Source organism: Escherichia sp. MAL-1, from assembly GCF_052948035.1.
Genome location: NZ_CM129609.1, coordinates 842,771 through 859,488, shown reverse-complemented (window position 1 = coordinate 859,488; position 16,718 = coordinate 842,771). Strand labels below are relative to the sequence as shown.

Sequence of the window (16,718 nt, the reverse complement as noted above, 5' to 3'; positions counted from 1 at the left end):
ATGAGACGGAGAAATAATATGGCAGCGAAAATCGAAGAATACGCCATGATAGGCGACTGCAGAACTGCTGCTCTTGTCTCCCTGACCGGTTCAATAGACTGGCTGTGTCTGCCCCGGTTTGATTCGATGGCCTGTTTTGCCGGTATTGTCGGTACGTCCGGTAATGGCCGGTGGCGTATAGCACCGGTTAATACCCGTTATACAGCCAGCCGGACTTATCTTGATGGCAGTCTCATTCTCCGGACCCGGTTTCAGACTGAAGACGGGGCGGTAGAACTGACAGATTTTATGCCCGTCGAACAAGAAAACAGCCACATTGTGCGGATGATCACCTGCTCAGAGGGTTCCGTTTCACTGGAATCAGAGTTACTTGTCCGTTTCGATTATGGCCTGACTGCCCCCTGGATCAGAAAGACGGATGACAGAACCACGACGATGATTTCCGGCCCCGATCTTCTCGTCCTTCGCTCAGAACTTGCGACTGACATTACGGATGAAAAGGTCACTGCAACATTCGATGTTCACAAGGGCGATAAATTCATTTTCATTCTCAGCCACGGCCCGTCGCATCTTCCTCCCCCGACCACCATTGAGCCGGAGCGGCTGTTTCAGCGAACAAAAGCCTGGTGGAAAGGATGGTCCGGGCGGTGTGAGGAGGCAGGCCGATGGACGGAGATTGTACGACGCTCACTGATTACCCTGAAGGGCCTGACTTATGTTCCGACAGGCGGGATCATCGCGGCACCGACCACGTCTTTACCTGAATGTATCGGCAGCAGCCGTAACTGGGATTACCGGTATTGCTGGCTTCGGGATGCGACATTTACCCTGTCGGCTTTACTGACCGCAGGTTATGAGGAAGAGGCTGATGCATGGCGTGCCTGGCTGTTGCGTGCGGCTGCAGGAGATCCTGCTCAGATCCAGATAATGTACGGCGTCGCGGGTGAAAAACGACTGGAAGAGTGGACAGTCCCCTGGCTTTCCGGCTACGAAGGCTCTGTGCCGGTACGCATCGGTAACCAGGCCGCGGAGCAGCTTCAGCTTGATATTTACGGTGAGCTTTTTAACGCCATGTCAGTGGCCTCCCGGAGTGGATTACTCCCCCTTTCGCGTGGATTTGAGTTGCGTACGGCCTTGCTTGAGCATCTTGAAAAAACCTGGTCTGATCCGGATGCAGGTATATGGGAAATCCGTGGTGAACCACAGCATTTCACCCATTCCAGGGTGATGACATGGGTGGCTTTCGACCGTGCGGCAACCGATGAGCAATACAGTGCGGACCCTGTTACTCGCCAGAAATACCGGCGTATTGCCGACGAAATACATCGCAACGTTTGTGAAAACGCTGTTGACCAGGAACGCGGCTGTTTTGTACAGGCTTACGGCAGCGAGCACCTTGACGCCAGCCTGCTACTTATACCTGTTGTGGGATTCCTTCCCGCTGATGACGAACGGGTACGTAATACGGTTTCTGAAATAGAACGACGGTTGATGAAGGACGGTCTTGTGTTGCGGTACGAAACTGGCACCAACGTTGACGGTTTACCCGGCCATGAAGGCGTCTTTCTTGCCTGTAGTTTCTGGCTGGTTGATAACTACATTCTGCAGGGTAACCTGAAAAAAGCAGAATCCCTGTTTGAGCGACTTATTTCTCTTAGTAACGACGTGGGGCTGCTGGCAGAGGAATATGATCCCTCCGCAAAACGCCAGCTTGGGAATTTTCCACAGGCGTTCAGCCATGTGGCCCTGGTTAATTCGGCATTTGCGCTGGCACGGGCAGGGGAAATTAAACATCCGGTAGCACAGCGGGCTTCTGAACGATGAACCAGGTAAAAGATTAATACAAACGTTCACCGGATATCATGCTTAATGGCTCATAAGGAGAGCAACATGACAAAAGTACTCATTCTCTACTATTCAGCGGGCGGACATACTGAGGCGCTGGCAAAGGCAGTCTTTGAAGGCGCGGATTCGACAGGCGCGGAAGTCACACTGAAGCGGGTTCCAGACTTAGCAGGGGAAAACGCCTCTGAGCACAGGCATACGGATACAGAAGAAGCCACTCCTGATGAGCTTGTTGAATATGACGCAATTATTATTGGCAGTCCCACCCGCTTTGGACGTTTATGCGCCCAGGTAGCCAATTTTCTGGATCAGACCACCCGGTTATGGAAGGAAGGCAAGCTAATCGGCAAAGTTGGAGGGGCCTTTACCTGTACGGCCAGCCAGCACGGTGGTTCGGAATCCACTATATTTTCAATCCTCACTTCAATGATGCACCATGGTTTTATCATTGTGGGCCTCCCCTATTCTTATGAAGGCCTTCTTGAAATGAAAGAAGTCGCGGGAGGTTCTCCGTACGGAGCAACGTCCGTTACCGGTTCAGATGGTTCCCGGTATCCCTCTGAAAATGAACTTGATGGTGCCCGCTACCAGGGAGCACATATTGCAAAGGTGGCACATGCCTTAACTTCGGGAAAGGCTTTTCTGAACCTTTTGGATAATGGCAAGGTACGACCCGACGATGATATTTAGTTGCGGCATTTCAGTACCGGTTCGTTCACCGGGAAAAAACAGAGTCACCATCCTGAATTAAGTATAACGGCTTTTAGTATTTCCCGGGACACGGGCGGGGGCCGAATGAGGCAGCCGCTCATCCGGGGTAAAAACAGGAAATATCTGTCATGGGATACACTCCCTGACAAATCAGTATGTAACTGAGTCAATAACCAAGCTGCTGATATTCAGTAAATATACAATATATACTGAGGAGGAAGTATGCGAATGCAAAATAATGTCGTACTGGTGACAGGTGCTGGTCAGGGAATTGGCCGTGCAATAGCCAGCCGGCTGGCCAGCGAAGGTGCTTACATTATCATTAACGACCTGTACGAAAACGATAATACCAGGGAAACGCTCAGGGAAGTACAGGGTGCCGGCAGTAACGGATGTATCATCGCCGGCGATGTCAGCGATCCGGTTATATGCCGTGATATTATCGCTGAAGGTTTCAGCTGGGCAGGGGGTATTGATGTACTAGTGAATAATGCCGGAATTGAACGAAATGCAGAATTTCTTGACGTGACAGAGAAGGATTTTGACGCTGTAATGAATGTTAACCTGAAGGGAGCCTTTTTCATGACGCAGGCGTTTGCTCAGCATTTTCGTAACACTAAGCGTAAAGGGCGCATTATTAATATCAGCTCAGTGCATGAGGAACTCCCCTTCCCTCATTTCACCAGTTACTGCATAAGTAAAGGTGGAATGAGAATGATGATGCGAAATCTTTCCATTGAACTCGCCCCCCTGGGAATAACCATAAATAATGTAGCGCCTGGCGCGATAGAGACACCGATTAACAAGAGCCTGCTAAATAATCCACAGCAGCTTGCAGAACTGACACATAATATTCCCGCCGGACGCTTGGGGAAACCACTTGATGTGGCCAATGCGGTACTCTGGCTTGCCTCAGATGAAGCTGATTACGTGACAGGCTCGACTGTTTATATTGATGGCGGGTTACTCTGGAACTATCAGGAACAATAAGGATTTATACCTTTCGCATGACCGAATGAGGACCGGTAAAAGTCTTAATGGATAATTTTCTGGCAAAAGATAACCGTCAGATACCCGTAGTTAAATTGATACTATGGATGAATTATCACCCTTCTGTTCGGATATCTGACGCATTACGAACAGAAAGGCTGAATAATAATGCATCCTGCTATGTGATGCATGCTTATGTTAATATATCAGACTTAACGGCATAACCTGGCAGATATAATATATAATGGAGTTCATGATGGCTGTTCACAGATGCGAGCTGTCGGACCTGCAGCGGATTGTTTATGAATGGGTGAAATTAAATCCGTGGCATAAACGTATGCAGGCAAGTGAAGCTGTTGTAAAAAAATATGGTTTCAGCTGGAGGCAGGTACTTAATGCCCATATTGCCATAACCCGTAAAGGATTGCTTCAAAAAAGTGAATCCAGTATGAATACAGTTTACGCTGTCAGGACTCTCCGCAAAAAACAGGACACACAGGAACTGGAACGTAAACGTTTTATAAGTTGGCTTGAAAATGAACATGGTTTTCATGACAGCGACCTTGTATGGTGGCCGGAAGGAAAGTGTTTTATCGTTTTTATTGTGCAGTTGTCATGGTCTGCATGGCTTGCCCGGGCAGGGAAAAACACCAGCCGCAGAGAAAGTGGCTGCTAAATATTTTAATTGTTTGTTAATTAAAATAGTATATATACATTCTCGTAAAAATCTGAACACTTTCCATTCTTTTTTATTGTATACAGCCACATCCTGAGAGAAGGAGCTTTTTGATATTTAACTTTTGTTGCAATTAGCATTTACAGCTTATAAAGCTCTCGAATAACAATACGGATAAATATACTTTAATGCAAATGCAGATTTTAGTGACGACAATTCATCCACACTTGTTTCATCAATTCACTTCACTAAAAAACCTTCGGATATCAGCAGGCTTCTCCGAACAACGTTTAAAAAAATGAACAGTTTTAAAACCTGAACTGGTTAACATAAATAAAACGCACAAAACGGCAAGATCATTTATCTTCCTGTTATTAGAATTTGATGATATTAATAGTAGCATGTCAACGTTATTGCGATTTGTCCTGGTATTCTCTTCCGATATCAGGACCTTTTTTTGTCATCAATCATGGGTTATTCTCCTGACTGCCTTCATTAATAACAAACCACATCACTCTGCCCACATAAGGCCCGGAGGCACTTTTTTTATTACTAACTCTGGAGAAAGGCTTGTTGCTCAGCAAGGGTAATCGCCTGAGTTCAGCCATCAAAAGATTCTGCTCCATTCTATTAATAAGCTGGTATATCGAGAAGCGTCAGGAAGATACATCATCTGGCCATCAAAGGGTTAATCTGGCAGCCACACACATCAAGCGCTATCTCAAATGAAGTGAAGGTAAATTAATTGAATGCCAGGTGTAATGGGATGGTACCCCTGACCACTCCTTCCTCTCTGACAACGCTTATATCTTGCCCGAGCCTTTCGTGACTTCAGGGGCGTGAATCACAATTGGAATCAGATAAAACCAACGTGCTGGAAAGCCACAGACACTCAAGTTTGGTTGCGAGTTCTCCCCGCTCTCGGCCTTCTTTCAGCAACCGTTTAATATCAGGAACTACTTCTTCAGAAAAACAGCACTGTTTCAGAGCATTAGTCAGCCACCGTATCAGAAAAATATTTTCCTGATATTCAGATAATGTGCCTTTTTCCTGGCTCTCCAGTCTTAGTGCCACCAGAGCACACCATGCCAGATGCCCTGTTTTTTGTTCTAATGAATCATCCATCACAATTCTCTCACTTAATATAATGATCGTTTATTTTATTATATGCATTTTCTTTTCCCTCTGGGAAAACCATAGTTACAGAACAGATGCCCTGATTAATTTTTCGGGAACTGAGTTTTTTTGACACAATAACCCACCAGTCATTCTTTATCATTTAATTGCCCCAGATAGTACTCGTAACGTTTAAGAAACATTATCCTGCATTCCTCATCCATATTCCCTATCACTTTTTTAATATCAACCCTCATCCCACAATGGTTCATTCTGGCGATGCTCAATGCTATAAAATCAAAATCGGCTGCAGATGGTTCATTCATATCTTTCATATCCGCCCCCTATGTGATACAAGAAATAACTTCATGCATAACTTATAGCCACAATCCTTCCTCCAGTCATCAAATACATTAATAAAACGTGACTTACGGCACTAATTAATCTTAACTGCTTACAAATTAAAAACTGAAATTTGAGCGCATCGATTTACTATAAGTTAACTCAGGCAAAAAGCACGAACTGGTTAGCGATTCATACAAATTTAAATTATAATAAGTATGATTGCCTGTAATTAATTAGTAAAATAATTCATTTCTTCAGACGCCATTAATAGCTCAGGAATTGTTAATTATTTAAATCATATCATCGTCGAAAACACATCATTCCATTGGAGTGTTTATTTTCGGCTCCGTGAATTTTTCTGACAATTTATTTATGATAATAACAAAGAATTGACATGGTATAATTCAACCACCTTTTCCCTAGGGATTAGTTATACTGCCAGTTCAGCATCGGGCAAATGACATTTAGCCCACCGAACATCGGGGTTGCTACTTTTAGCAAATCATAATGCTTCTAAGCCACTGTTCAACGTCTAATCACTCTATCTACCAATATCGGAACTTCTCCAGGAAGAGTAAGCGCCGGATCAAAAAAGTGAGGGTTACTTTCTTGCATGCTGTCAGACTCTTCTGGATTGCAGGTTGGATGATATGATCCAATGTCCCCAGAAGCTGATGAATAGCAATTATGGCTGCTTCAGCTCGAAACCCTTAGCATTTGGATAGCACCGCCGGTTCATCATCCAGCAGGCGCGCTGGCCCATTCAAAAAACACGACGACTTAAAAATTTATCTAGTCTTAAAAAAAGCCACGGCAAAGCCGTGGCGGAGTTAACGGGAAGAGTACGCTTTTAAAGTCACACCTCACGGTAAGATGCAGTTTCCTGAGCCGGTGAAGCAGACTCATCGCAGACGAGATAAAGCACATGACCGGGCTGGGACGCGCCGGCCGCACCTTCGTGTCCGTCGACATGTTCACCGCCGTCATAGCAGTCGTAACCGCTGAACCCGCTTACGGGCTCGCTGTAGCTGTGACGCACCTCGCAGTCAAACACCGCTGAAATTTCCCCGACAACCTCACCTGACGGCGGAAGCCAGGGCGTATCCATCTGCAGCGTAAGACTGTTTGGCGTATGGCGCTGCCAGTTGACATTGTGCCCGGCCGGCCACTCCATGCCGTACTGTCGGCAGTAGAGACTGGTTGTAGTCGATACCCCTGACATCAGCCCCCCGGAGCCGTTCAGCTCTGCTGCCAGCCGCGTGGGTATGACGGCCAGCATATCGCAGGGCTGGGAGCGTTCAGGATACTGGCTGAGCCGCTCCCAGGCAGTTGCGGCATCAGACTCATCGCCGGCACTGACCAGACCAAACCAGTCGGTATACTGTCTGGCAATCAGATCCGCCATAACCTCACGTGCCGGGCCGGGAATATTCTCCCATTTCAGCGCGCCCAGACCTGACTGGTGATAAAGCCGGTCCACGGCTCTGATGGCTTCCGCATCGAGGATGGCATCCTTCAGCAGGAGCGCCAGCCAGCTTTCAAACGCCTGATTGGCCGCAGTGGAAAGCCCTGCGCCTGCACGGACCAGCCCCTGAAAAGGCGGATACGACGTGGTCCGCACCGGCTTGAGTATCCCCGCAGCGCCGGCCAGAAACAGCTGTATGCTCTGCTGCACGGCGTGGCGGTGACGCGGTACGTCAGTGCCGTTTATCCACTGCAGCATGACGTCGATGCAGACGGATTTACCGGTGATTTCCAGGCGGTTATGACACCATTCGGACATAGTGAATACTCCTCTTTCATAAAAAAAAGAGGACACCGTCCCGTGAGGAGCGGTGTCCTCACGGGACGGCGACAGTTACGGAATAACCGCCACCGGATAAGTTAATTACGCCGCCACAGTCTGACTTTCAGGCAGTGCCAGCAGATATTCCGACGCTTCCCGGGCATGCCGGCAGGCGCGGAACAGGGCCTTTTTGTCAGATTTCAGCACCTTCAGCCAGTGGTCCACATAGCTGTCGTGCTGAACCTCACCGAACACGCCGAGCTGAGCACATAAAAACGCGCTGCCCATTTCGGCGATGAGCTCCTCAAAGGCATACACCGGGTCCCCGAACTGCCGGGATGAGGAAGTTATCCCCTCCCGGTTAAGTCGCTTCGCATGACCGGTACTGTGCACCAGCTCATGCAACAGCGTGGACCAGCAGTCCGCCTCCGTAAAAAACTGCTCAGCCATCGGCATCACAATCTCATCCGTCAGCGGGCGGTAATAAGCCCGGTTCTGAGGCAGCATCCGGTGTTTAACCCCTGTGGCGTTAAACATCCGGATCACCCTGTTCATCACGTCCGGACAGAGTATGCCGTCCTCATCCACCGTCGGTGGTTGCTCAGGTGAAGCCGCAACCTCTGCCGGCAACCCCTCACACTGCTCAGCGTTGAACAGCTGCAGGGGTTTGAGCATCGGCACGGTTTCCATCAGCGGTTTACCGTCACTGTCATAAAGGCGGTTGCCTTCGCGATCCTCCGCCTGCTTCGTCCAGTCCTTATAAACCACCGCCAGGGTGGCTTTCTCACCCTTACGCACCTGCCCGCCAGCCTGCTGCGCCTGCCGGTAAGTCATCCAGCGATTATTGCGAAACCCCTGCTCTTCCGCTGACATCCAGAGAAGCAGGACATTCACACCGCTGTAATGACGTCCGGTTGTGGCATTCAGGGGCAGACCGGCCAGACCGCTGCCGGCAGCCGCGCGCCACGGCTTACGCCAGGGCGCGACGCCGTTTTCCAGCGCGACAACAATGCGGTCGGTGATCTGGCGATAAAGGTCAGTCTGTTTTGCCGGACGGAGGGCCGCCTTGTGTGAAGTCGTTTTTTTCATGAGATATACCTTTAATCAGAGGCATACCCCTGCGCCGGCGGGCGCAGAGATACGCCCGTCGACGGGAAATTCAGAAGTCAGTTACCATGCGGCATAAAACCACAGGTATTCATGTTCAAAGTCAAAATCACTGAGCAGGCTTTCCAGCCTGTCAAGCAGGGTGAAAACGTACTGCAGCCGGCGCTGAAGAAGCGGATTATCCTCATTACCCTCTGTAAATGTCGCAATCGCACAGTCCAGCCTCTCTTTCAGTTGCTGAATATGCTCGCGTGACAGTTCCAGACAGGTCGCGTTTTCCACCTCACCGACATGCTTATCCACCCAGGTAACCAGTGAAAAATCGCAGCCCAGTTCACAGACCGGATGATACGGTGCCGGTACTGCGACAATCTGCCGGCCCTGGCTGTAGAGAAAAATATCCAGTCCCATACGACCTCCTTCGGTTCAGAAAGAGGCAGGAACCTTTCCGGAAGGAAAAGTCCCTGCCGGAGTAAGTTAACGTCCGGTTATTCGCAGCGCCCCCTGCGGGGTCACCTGCGATAACCTGGCCTGCAGCCTGCCACAGGCGTTCAGAAAGGTTTGATGATCTTCAGGCTTCGCCCGCTTACAGCTGATGAAGGCCGCCTGCGTCAGCAGACGCACGGCGTTTTCACGCCAGCGACAGAGTTCATCAGGCCCGACACAGGCACTGAAGTGACAGACCGCACTCGCCAAAAGCTGATCGGCCTTCTGGCGATACTGCGCCACTTTCACCCGGTCAGTCGCTGCGGTGAGCACCTGTATCTGTGTGTCGGTAATCAGGATCCTCAGTTCCGTCCTGCCGGACAGTACAGAGGTGGCGACCGCGTCGCTTATCGTCAGTGATTCAATAAAATCATCGTCGCCGGCAAGCAGGAGCGCCGTGTCGTACCAGTCCTCATTTTTCTGAGGGTGACACCCTGCGGCATACGCAATACGCGGCACCGGATCGTTGCCCTGCCAGGCACCGGTGGCCGGCATAAGATAAACCCCCTCATCCTTTGCCAGATGAAGCTGACCTCCCTGCATGCGGGCGGTCAGCAGGACGCTCGTCAAATCTTTATTGTCGAAAAAAAGCATGGGGCTCTCCGGTAAAAAAGGGAGAGCCGCTCCGTCCGGAGTCATCTCTCCCGACGGGGTTAAAGTCATTACTGTTTAAAACGAGTCAGATTTTTCCGCGACCCGCTTCAGTTCATACAGCTGAAATTCAGCCTCTGTAAACGCATTCCAGTCGACGTTGCTCAGTACCCGCTCACCACCGGAGAGCAGCTGCAGCAGCAGGGAATCAAACGCGCCCTCGCCTACCGGTGTTTTCAGTACCGGCTGAGGCGCGGTCAGCGTCGGCTGCTCAGGCAGGCCGAGATGTTGTTCAATCCAGCGTAACGGTAACGCCCAGCTGCGACCCTCGTCTGAAGAATGTATCCGGAAGCTGTCCGGACACAGGTTATGCAGCAGGACCATCACAATGCGTGCAAAGAAATCGCAGGGCTGATGCTGAAAATCCAGCTCATGGATACTCAGCGCATTGCGGTTGCGCTCCCGCTCAATGGTCATGTTGACCGGCCAGACACTGCCGCCTGTGTCGCCACAGAACGCCATAACATCAGCAACCGGAAACAGGTCAGCCGCGCGATTAAGCGACGGCAGATACGTATTCCCCGGACGCAGACGCACCGGTAGTTGCCAGAAAGTTTCTGTTACGGCCAGAACGAAAGCATGCCAGTGACGCAACGGAACCGTGCTGACGTGCTCGATGGTGTAGACAACCGGCATGGAAGACGGCGAAGAAGACAGGTTTCTCATTGATAAATCCTCCGTAAATAAAAAAGGGGGATTTATCCCCCGGACGGGAGTAAATCCCCGTCAGGGTGTGTTCTGTCTGTCTGATTACATCATTTCGAGGGCCGCGATAGCTTTGTCACCACAAGCCTCATTCTGCCCTCGGGTCACAGCCTGCTCCCAGAAAGGTCGGTTAATTTCTTTACCGAGACGGTCCAGAGTGCAGAGAAGTTCTCGGGCAGTGGCAGGCAGCGGCGGAATATCACCGTCCCTGAGAAAACAGACAAACCAGCCATAGGCTGTGCCGGCGTTAATGATGGCATCTTCCAGATACGTCAGTTCACTGGGTTCATCCCGGTCCGTATGAAGATCGAGACGCTGAAATGCCCTGATGCTCAGGAGTTCACTCTCAAGCAGGCAAAGCCAGCTGAGCGTGTCCAGTGGTGTTTTAAGCGTATAAACGTCTGCGTACATGGGTATATCCTCAGGTAAATAACGGGATACTCCCTCCGACGGAGAGATATCCCCGTCAGGGTCCACAACATTTTACGGTCACGGCCTTCATCAGCCGATCAGTTCAGCGCATATGAATCAGATTGCTCCTGATACACATATTCAGGATTAAAGCGCAGGCTTTTCAACGCAGCTACCGACAGTGGAACAGCGAAATTTATGCCAGAGACGGCCACACCACCCAGTATGTCCCCGGCCTTAACCCGGGAAGAATATCCGTAATACTGACACCAGACGCAAAGTTCGGGGTCAGCCGGATCACAATCACCGAGCGGTGCGACAAAACCTGTTCGCCACAGGAGATGTTATCTCTGAGGATTTCGCCCCGGATAAAAATGCCACTTACGGGGTTGTAATGAGCGGGACATACATCCCGACGGGCCTCAGACATCGACAGAATACGAAAAGTGACATCGTGCAGTGCTTCAGTCATGAGAATGCCCTCCGGAAAGAAAACGGTAGCGCAGGTGTGCCAGATGCTGTGCCTGACGGCAGGCATTAAGGTATGCGTTTCGACGACCTGTCATTCCCTCAGGGAGGGAAACCAGCAGGCGATGAAAAGCATACTCGCCGCGGTGGCAGCCTGTACGGACGGTAAGAAAGACGTTAACACCCTGGTCTTTGACAGAAGTGATATGCGCACGGACGGCATAATTGTCCGAGCCGTTGACATACCAGCTGCTGTTGCGATGCAGATAAATGAAAGATTTTAATCTCCGGACAGTTGCGTCAGCAGATTGCTGAAGTTGAGTAAGAAGATGTTCAGGGAAAACCGCAGAAGAAATGACAGACATTGTGTTTCTCCATAAAAAAGGGAAACACCTGCCCGACCGGGAAGTGTTTCCCGTCGGGGAGTCAGAAAAAACAACATTCTGACTGTCTGATAAGTTGAAATGACCTCAATCACTGTGCAGTGATATCCGTTTCCAGAGGTTAAACGGATTTACCACCCGAAGGTATCCTCTCTCAGGCTGCGAGGATTTTCCGGTCACCCGAAGGTGTTTCTCTCAGACCGGTGAAACGTTAGCTGGCAGTCACCCAAAGGCGCTCCTCTCAGACTGCCGGAGCATTAGCTGGTTGCATGTAGCAACAAGAAAGCCTGTCTATTTTCAGAGCAAATAGTGATTATGTCAACCTGGGTAACAAATGGGTGTCCCCAAATGATACCAGTCATTTAGAAATCAAAACGCTGTTAAGATACCATTTAAATGTTACTCATCATTTTGATACCACTTAAATGTTACCACAGGCGGTAAAATGTACATTTATGCGTACCTTCGAGCGTCAACGATTGAGCAGGATGCACTACGTGCAAAAAACAGGCTTAAGGAATTTGCCGCTCATCATGGGCAACGTATAGCTGGTTGGTACGTTGAAAACGCATCGGGAGCATCGCTTGACCGACCAGAGCTAAATCGAATGCTTTCCGACATGGAGTCAGGTGATGTGATTCTGTTAGAACAAGTAGATCGTCTTTCACGCCTGAGTGATGGCGACTGGGATACACTTAAACGGTGGATGTTTGAAAAAGAACTATCGGTTATCAGCCTAGATCTCCCAACTAGCCATATAGCGCTTACCCATGCCGCTTCAGACAACTTTACACGTAGCATGCTAAGGGCTGTAAATGGGATGATGCTCGATATGCTTGCAGCTATAGCGCGCAAAGACTATGAGGATCGTCGCCGGCGCCAGAAAGAGGGCGTTGAAAAGGCCAGGCTTGAAGGTAAGTATGCAGGACGACAGCCGGACATGGCCAAGCATGAACTTATAAGAACATTACGTTTATTGAACGGTAAATCATTAAATGAAACAGCGCGTCTTGCAGGTGTTTCCAAAATGACTGTTATTCGGGTTTGTAAAAACAGTCAGCCTGGGCAGACTACAATTTACGGTAATAAAGAATGAAATTTACAGAAAGTGATATCAAAAATATAAACCAGCTTTTTGAAGACCCACTTAATGCAGGCTATGTACTGAATTTCACAAACAAATCGATGCGCGAGTTTTTCGAATCTGAGCTGTCAATCGATATAGACAACGACATCTATCGAAAAGATGGTGACTCAAAAATGAAGCGATTGCGTTGCCTTTTGAAGCAAGATGACAGGGAGACAGTTCTTAGAGTGGTCACTCGACTCTGGGAATACAGAAAAACAATACCTGACAACGTGATCACTGCTCAGGATGATGCAGTCTACGGCAAATTGATATCCAAAATTCAGGGGGCAGACAGTCTTGCAGCAGCCGGCAAGACACCTGCATTGATCGTCCCCACGGGCATCGATAATAATTATTTTCTTAAAGGTCTGGAAACCCTCCATAACCAACCGCCTCATCAACGGGGACACAGCTTTGAATTATGGCTTAACGAACTATTTACCGCTTTCTATCTATCCCCTAAAGGCGCATTCAGGTTGAAGGGCGAACAGATTGACGGCAGTTTTCTGTTAAATAATGAAACCTATCTTGTCGAAGCAAAGTGGCATAGTACTAAAACAGGAAACGCTGATCTCCATGCATTTCATGGCAAGCTGGATCAGAAAATTTCATGGGCTCGCGGCGTATTCATCAGTTGGGCTGGATTTACAAAGAGTGGTCTGGATGCATGGGGGAGGGGAAAGAAGGTCATCTGTGTCAGCGGTTATGATCTTGTTCTCATGTTAAAAAATAACATCAGTTTCAGAATGTTGATGGAAGAAAAAATCAGACGGGCAGCCGAAACGGGCAACTTATATATCAAGATTGACGAAATTTATCCTGATATTGTTAAGTGAACATGCTCTTTTATGTTACAAGATCAAAAAAGGCCTCCATCAGGAAGCCTTTTTTGAAAAATTCATTCGCGTTCCGACCATCGTTGAGTAGGGGCGGGCGCTTACATACATAGAGTTACCTCTGGGTACAGATTATGATTGCCTAGATACAGCATGTCAACCTCAATCTGTCACAAACATAGTCACGCGCTAACCACAAATTTGGCATTTTTGTCTAAGTTCATGGAAGGTATACTGAATCTATGAAACCTTATGGATCAGAACAATGACAATTCAAGCGATTACAGAGTCCCTTTCTACAGCCAGGTTCTCAACATACCAAATACCTATCCTAGGCGGGGCTTCGCCAGAACAATGCCTTGGCATCTATCTTTGGAATAAGCAACTTGCGAGTGCTTTTTTACCAGCACTTCAAATCATTGAAATTTCGCTTCGCAACGCTATCTATCAGTCCTGGATAGCACACGAAGAAGAGCAGGTTGAGCTGAATTTCCAGCCGCATGATTGGGTGAAAGAAAAAGCTAAAATTGACAAACTTTGGTTTGTTAATACATTCACAAAGCAAAATAACTTTATCGCATGGAGTAATATCCAAACAGCGGTAAAACAGCTTAATTATGAAAATAAACCTTTGACCGCAGAAAATTTCATATCAAAGTTAACTTTGGGCTTTTGGGTATCTCTGGTACAAAAAGATTTCGACGTACAAAAAAACTCTTATCTCAAATTATGGCCACATTTAAGGCACCGTGTATTCCCGAATGCTATCGATTCAACCTCCGGCTCTGCATTATCAATAAATAGCATAGGTAATGAACTCAAGGATATCAATAAGATAAGAAACCGCCTCTCTCATCATGAGCCTTTGTGGCGCAATAAGAAAGCATATCAAGTCGAGGATGTAATAAACAAAGTAATTGAACATTATGACAGATGTTTAAAAGTAATCTATTGGATAAATCCCTCTAATCTCAAATTACTTGACATAATTGAGAGCAATACAAGAATGTCTGAACTTTGTTCCTTACATGCTCTCTGGAAGAATAAACAACTCCCTGCAGGAATTCCCACTTTGCTAGTGAGAAAAGACTGGTCAAAAGGAGTTAAAATTAATCCTGAACACACGGGAGAAATAATAAATATTACTGCAGCAAATGTGCTGGTTAAGAGTGACAAAAATCAGGCAATTTTTTATGGAGCGGATAAGGCTATGCAGGGCGGAATCAATACCTTTGCCCTTAATGATAAGGTTCGATTCACGCCAGAAGCAAGCTCCGCAAAATATCCTAATGCAAAGAACATCAGGAAGCTTTAAGACCTCATTAATGTCATGATAATTTTGAATAAGTCACAGCCTTGATTGTGCTGTGGCGTTACGTCCTGAAGTGATGTGTAAAAACGTCTATTCTGTTTCCTCACGAAAATAAACCTGTTTGATATACCGCCCCCGGCCATCACCATGCCCTAAATCCATCGACACTAATGCCTCGGCTTCATCGCGACTCATTCCATTTTTAATATGATGATTTACAGCATCGCGAGAGTAAGCATATCGTAAACTGTGCGGCGCATTTTTACCATTCATTCCGGCTTCTCTTACAATATTACGGTAGCGATCAATAGCGGTATGCAGAGAGGGTTTATCAATCAACTTTCCGTTATGTTCACTGGCATAATGAATTGCCTTATCAAGAATTGATAAAACTTTTTCACGATTAAAAACAGTTGTTTCCCTTGGACGTCCGCCTTTAGTCCCGAAAACAACACGGACACGCTCATGATTATTAATCAGTGCCTGCTTCCATGTCTTTAAAGACTTTGCAGACTGAACGGTTTCTTCTGTTCTCAACCCAAGGTATCTTGAAAGTTGTACCGCGAGCGCAACACCTTCATCTTTTTTAAGCGCAAAATTCACAACCGCATTAAGTTTTTCATCTGTAATAGGGAGTTTAGTGCCATCCCGGTTAGCACCAGAAATTCCCAGGGCCTGATTACTCAGACTGGTATGATTGGGATCGGCTAGTTTATTTCTTCCTGCTGATAATAAAACAGAGCGGATAGCAGACATCTCATTCTGTAACGTCCTGAGAGACAAACTGTCTTCCTTCCTGCTCTCAATATACTTTTCAATATGGGAAGTTTTGATATGTTTTACGTCCCTAATCTGAATATTCAGTTCAGATAGACGTTCAGAAAAACGTTCTGCAATTCTTGAGCGGTCAGCCACAGTTTTATAACTTCCCCGTCCCTGACGAGCAAGGGTGACAAGTTGTTTGCACAGCTGTTTACTGAATCTGGACATTCCTATATCTCCGCAGGGATACACGTCCCTCGGCTTGTAAATAAGCGGACGGATCTGTACCCCAATAATTCATCCCCGACGACACGGTTGCTTTTGCGCTTCCTGCGTCTCAACTGGTATCTGTGCATCGGGGCGGCGAATTGTTGAGTTCTTGCGAGGCACCCCAGATCTCTGATCTGTTTGCTGCTTATGCAGAGCTGACTGACGTCAAGCTGCCTCCAACACTACTGTTCGTAGTGTCGCCATCGATACCGAGTCGATTTCCTCCTTACTGATAGTTGAACGTTCAGACGGCCTTCAGTCATGCTTACGTTGATGTAAAAGTGAGTTTAATACCGTACTGACACGGACTACATGTTGGTCAGATGGTAGTAAAACGTTGAAAACCACGTCGTACGTGGGTTGAGACGTTATGCGCTGCGCGCGTCACTTGGTAGTGTCTTCGCCACTTCACAAGTGACGCACGCTCCTCTGCTCCTAATGAGACTCACGTAAGCGGCCAAATGTACCAAATGGCCTTATACGTGCGTTCAAAAGTCGCATCGTCAGCAACACGTCGGAAAAGATAAAATAGTCAAAATGTTGAAGCGTAAAACCTCGCCTTGGCGAGCTTTATAGCTTAAAGACGCAACACACACGTTATTGGTTAAAGGAACCGTACCAGGACTGGCGCGGTTGAGTCGTTAATGAACCTTCATCACAGTCATGATCTCCGTTCTCAAAGGGTAAACGGAGGTACCGCCACATGGGCATCCTCTTCCAGGCTACGAG

The 16,718-nt window shown here is 47.9% G+C and carries 18 protein-coding genes; 7 read left to right on the top strand and 11 right to left on the bottom strand.

Annotated elements, in window-relative coordinates:
• Positions 1–18 precede the first annotated feature (18 nt).
• From ACU8XX_RS04260 to ACU8XX_RS04245, 4 genes are all read left to right on the top strand, one after another.
• Entirely contained in the window at positions 19–1,824 is a 1,806-nt protein-coding gene (locus ACU8XX_RS04260; protein ID WP_058684983.1) for a glycoside hydrolase family 15 protein, read from the top strand.
• Between the two features lie 66 nt (positions 1,825–1,890).
• A complete protein-coding gene (wrbA, locus tag ACU8XX_RS04255; protein WP_003029838.1) occupies positions 1,891–2,535 on the top strand; it encodes an NAD(P)H:quinone oxidoreductase in 645 nt (214 codons plus the stop codon).
• A 243-nt stretch (positions 2,536–2,778) separates the two neighbouring features.
• Positions 2,779–3,546 (top strand): SDR family NAD(P)-dependent oxidoreductase, encoded by a 768-nt coding sequence (locus ACU8XX_RS04250; RefSeq protein ID WP_032933081.1) that lies wholly within the window; start codon positions 2,779–2,781, stop codon positions 3,544–3,546.
• 253 nt (positions 3,547–3,799) lie between these two features.
• Positions 3,800–4,222 (top strand): hypothetical protein, encoded by a 423-nt coding sequence (locus ACU8XX_RS04245; RefSeq protein ID WP_127897196.1) that lies wholly within the window; start codon positions 3,800–3,802, stop codon positions 4,220–4,222.
• A gap of 831 nt (positions 4,223–5,053) precedes the next feature.
• Here the strand turns inward: ACU8XX_RS04245 and ACU8XX_RS04240 are convergent.
• The 10 genes from ACU8XX_RS04240 to ACU8XX_RS04195 all read right to left on the bottom strand — a co-directional run bounded on the left by ACU8XX_RS04240 (position 5,054) and on the right by ACU8XX_RS04195 (position 11,662).
• Positions 5,054–5,347: a DUF2913 family protein gene (locus tag ACU8XX_RS04240; RefSeq protein ID WP_003029831.1), complete on the bottom strand. Its 294-nt coding sequence runs from the start codon at positions 5,345–5,347 to the stop codon at positions 5,054–5,056.
• Between the two features lie 140 nt (positions 5,348–5,487).
• Positions 5,488–5,673: a glycogen synthase gene (locus ACU8XX_RS04235; protein ID WP_003029829.1), complete on the bottom strand. Its 186-nt coding sequence runs from the start codon at positions 5,671–5,673 to the stop codon at positions 5,488–5,490.
• A gap of 866 nt (positions 5,674–6,539) precedes the next feature.
• Entirely contained in the window at positions 6,540–7,466 is a 927-nt protein-coding gene (locus ACU8XX_RS04230; protein WP_003029826.1) for a DUF1281 domain-containing protein, read from the bottom strand.
• A 105-nt stretch (positions 7,467–7,571) separates the two neighbouring features.
• Positions 7,572–8,558: an ArdC family protein gene (locus ACU8XX_RS04225; RefSeq protein ID WP_003029824.1), complete on the bottom strand. Its 987-nt coding sequence runs from the start codon at positions 8,556–8,558 to the stop codon at positions 7,572–7,574.
• An 81-nt stretch (positions 8,559–8,639) separates the two neighbouring features.
• The gene (locus tag ACU8XX_RS04220; RefSeq protein WP_058684981.1) at positions 8,640–8,987 is read right to left on the bottom strand and encodes a hypothetical protein; all 348 of its coding nucleotides are present in this window, start codon (positions 8,985–8,987) and stop codon (positions 8,640–8,642) included.
• Positions 8,988–9,053: 66 nt separating this feature from the next.
• The gene (locus ACU8XX_RS04215; RefSeq protein WP_003029819.1) at positions 9,054–9,656 is read right to left on the bottom strand and encodes a DUF3085 domain-containing protein; all 603 of its coding nucleotides are present in this window, start codon (positions 9,654–9,656) and stop codon (positions 9,054–9,056) included.
• 75 nt (positions 9,657–9,731) lie between these two features.
• Positions 9,732–10,379, bottom strand: a complete 648-nt coding sequence (locus ACU8XX_RS04210; protein WP_446908493.1) for a hypothetical protein — start codon at positions 10,377–10,379, stop codon at positions 9,732–9,734.
• An 84-nt stretch (positions 10,380–10,463) separates the two neighbouring features.
• Positions 10,464–10,829, bottom strand: a complete 366-nt coding sequence (locus ACU8XX_RS04205; RefSeq protein ID WP_003029815.1) for a hypothetical protein — start codon at positions 10,827–10,829, stop codon at positions 10,464–10,466.
• Positions 10,830–11,025: 196 nt separating this feature from the next.
• Positions 11,026–11,301 carry a hypothetical protein gene (locus ACU8XX_RS04200; RefSeq protein ID WP_223166104.1) on the bottom strand — a complete coding sequence of 92 codons (276 nt, stop codon included), beginning with the start codon at positions 11,299–11,301 and terminating at the stop codon, positions 11,026–11,028.
• Positions 11,294–11,662, bottom strand: coding sequence for a hypothetical protein (locus ACU8XX_RS04195; protein ID WP_153266263.1), 369 nt, complete (start codon positions 11,660–11,662; stop codon positions 11,294–11,296). The genes ACU8XX_RS04200 and ACU8XX_RS04195 overlap by 8 nt, the downstream gene beginning before the upstream one ends.
• 463 nt (positions 11,663–12,125) lie before the next feature.
• On the opposite strand from ACU8XX_RS04195, the gene ACU8XX_RS04190 reads away from it, so the two are divergent.
• From ACU8XX_RS04190 to ACU8XX_RS04180, 3 genes are all read left to right on the top strand, one after another.
• On the top strand, positions 12,126–12,776 hold the full coding sequence (locus ACU8XX_RS04190) for a recombinase family protein (RefSeq protein ID WP_003029810.1): 651 nt from the start codon (positions 12,126–12,128) through the stop codon (positions 12,774–12,776).
• The gene (locus tag ACU8XX_RS04185) at positions 12,773–13,645 is read left to right on the top strand and encodes a restriction endonuclease (protein ID WP_003029809.1); all 873 of its coding nucleotides are present in this window, start codon (positions 12,773–12,775) and stop codon (positions 13,643–13,645) included. The genes ACU8XX_RS04190 and ACU8XX_RS04185 overlap by 4 nt, the downstream gene beginning before the upstream one ends.
• A gap of 265 nt (positions 13,646–13,910) precedes the next feature.
• Entirely contained in the window at positions 13,911–14,960 is a 1,050-nt protein-coding gene (locus ACU8XX_RS04180; RefSeq protein ID WP_058684980.1) for an Abi family protein, read from the top strand.
• 87 nt (positions 14,961–15,047) lie between these two features.
• Here the strand turns inward: ACU8XX_RS04180 and ACU8XX_RS04175 are convergent, their stop codons facing one another.
• Complete coding sequence (locus ACU8XX_RS04175; RefSeq protein ID WP_003029803.1) at positions 15,048–15,947, bottom strand: integrase domain-containing protein; 900 nt, start codon at positions 15,945–15,947, stop codon at positions 15,048–15,050.
• Positions 15,948–16,718: the final 771 nt, after the last annotated feature.

What these genes read in the sequence shown, in the direction of transcription:
- ACU8XX_RS04260 (WP_058684983.1), top strand. Translation starts at nt 19, where the DNA reads ATGGCAGCGAAAATCGAAGAATACGCCATGATAGGCGACTGCAGAACT.
- wrbA (WP_003029838.1), top strand. Translation starts at nt 1,891, where the DNA reads ATGACAAAAGTACTCATTCTCTACTATTCAGCGGGCGGACATACTGAG.
- ACU8XX_RS04250 (WP_032933081.1), top strand. Translation starts at nt 2,779, where the DNA reads ATGCGAATGCAAAATAATGTCGTACTGGTGACAGGTGCTGGTCAGGGA.
- ACU8XX_RS04245 (WP_127897196.1), top strand. Translation starts at nt 3,800, where the DNA reads ATGATGGCTGTTCACAGATGCGAGCTGTCGGACCTGCAGCGGATTGTT.
- ACU8XX_RS04240 (WP_003029831.1), bottom strand. Translation starts at nt 5,347, where the DNA reads ATGGATGATTCATTAGAACAAAAAACAGGGCATCTGGCATGGTGTGCT.
- ACU8XX_RS04235 (WP_003029829.1), bottom strand. Translation starts at nt 5,673, where the DNA reads ATGAAAGATATGAATGAACCATCTGCAGCCGATTTTGATTTTATAGCA.
- ACU8XX_RS04230 (WP_003029826.1), bottom strand. Translation starts at nt 7,466, where the DNA reads ATGTCCGAATGGTGTCATAACCGCCTGGAAATCACCGGTAAATCCGTC.
- ACU8XX_RS04225 (WP_003029824.1), bottom strand. Translation starts at nt 8,558, where the DNA reads ATGAAAAAAACGACTTCACACAAGGCGGCCCTCCGTCCGGCAAAACAG.
- ACU8XX_RS04220 (WP_058684981.1), bottom strand. Translation starts at nt 8,987, where the DNA reads ATGGGACTGGATATTTTTCTCTACAGCCAGGGCCGGCAGATTGTCGCA.
- ACU8XX_RS04215 (WP_003029819.1), bottom strand. Translation starts at nt 9,656, where the DNA reads ATGCTTTTTTTCGACAATAAAGATTTGACGAGCGTCCTGCTGACCGCC.
- ACU8XX_RS04210 (WP_446908493.1), bottom strand. Translation starts at nt 10,379, where the DNA reads ATGAGAAACCTGTCTTCTTCGCCGTCTTCCATGCCGGTTGTCTACACC.
- ACU8XX_RS04205 (WP_003029815.1), bottom strand. Translation starts at nt 10,829, where the DNA reads ATGTACGCAGACGTTTATACGCTTAAAACACCACTGGACACGCTCAGC.
- ACU8XX_RS04200 (WP_223166104.1), bottom strand. Translation starts at nt 11,301, where the DNA reads ATGACTGAAGCACTGCACGATGTCACTTTTCGTATTCTGTCGATGTCT.
- ACU8XX_RS04195 (WP_153266263.1), bottom strand. Translation starts at nt 11,662, where the DNA reads ATGTCTGTCATTTCTTCTGCGGTTTTCCCTGAACATCTTCTTACTCAA.
- ACU8XX_RS04190 (WP_003029810.1), top strand. Translation starts at nt 12,126, where the DNA reads ATGTACATTTATGCGTACCTTCGAGCGTCAACGATTGAGCAGGATGCA.
- ACU8XX_RS04185 (WP_003029809.1), top strand. Translation starts at nt 12,773, where the DNA reads ATGAAATTTACAGAAAGTGATATCAAAAATATAAACCAGCTTTTTGAA.
- ACU8XX_RS04180 (WP_058684980.1), top strand. Translation starts at nt 13,911, where the DNA reads ATGACAATTCAAGCGATTACAGAGTCCCTTTCTACAGCCAGGTTCTCA.
- ACU8XX_RS04175 (WP_003029803.1), bottom strand. Translation starts at nt 15,947, where the DNA reads ATGTCCAGATTCAGTAAACAGCTGTGCAAACAACTTGTCACCCTTGCT.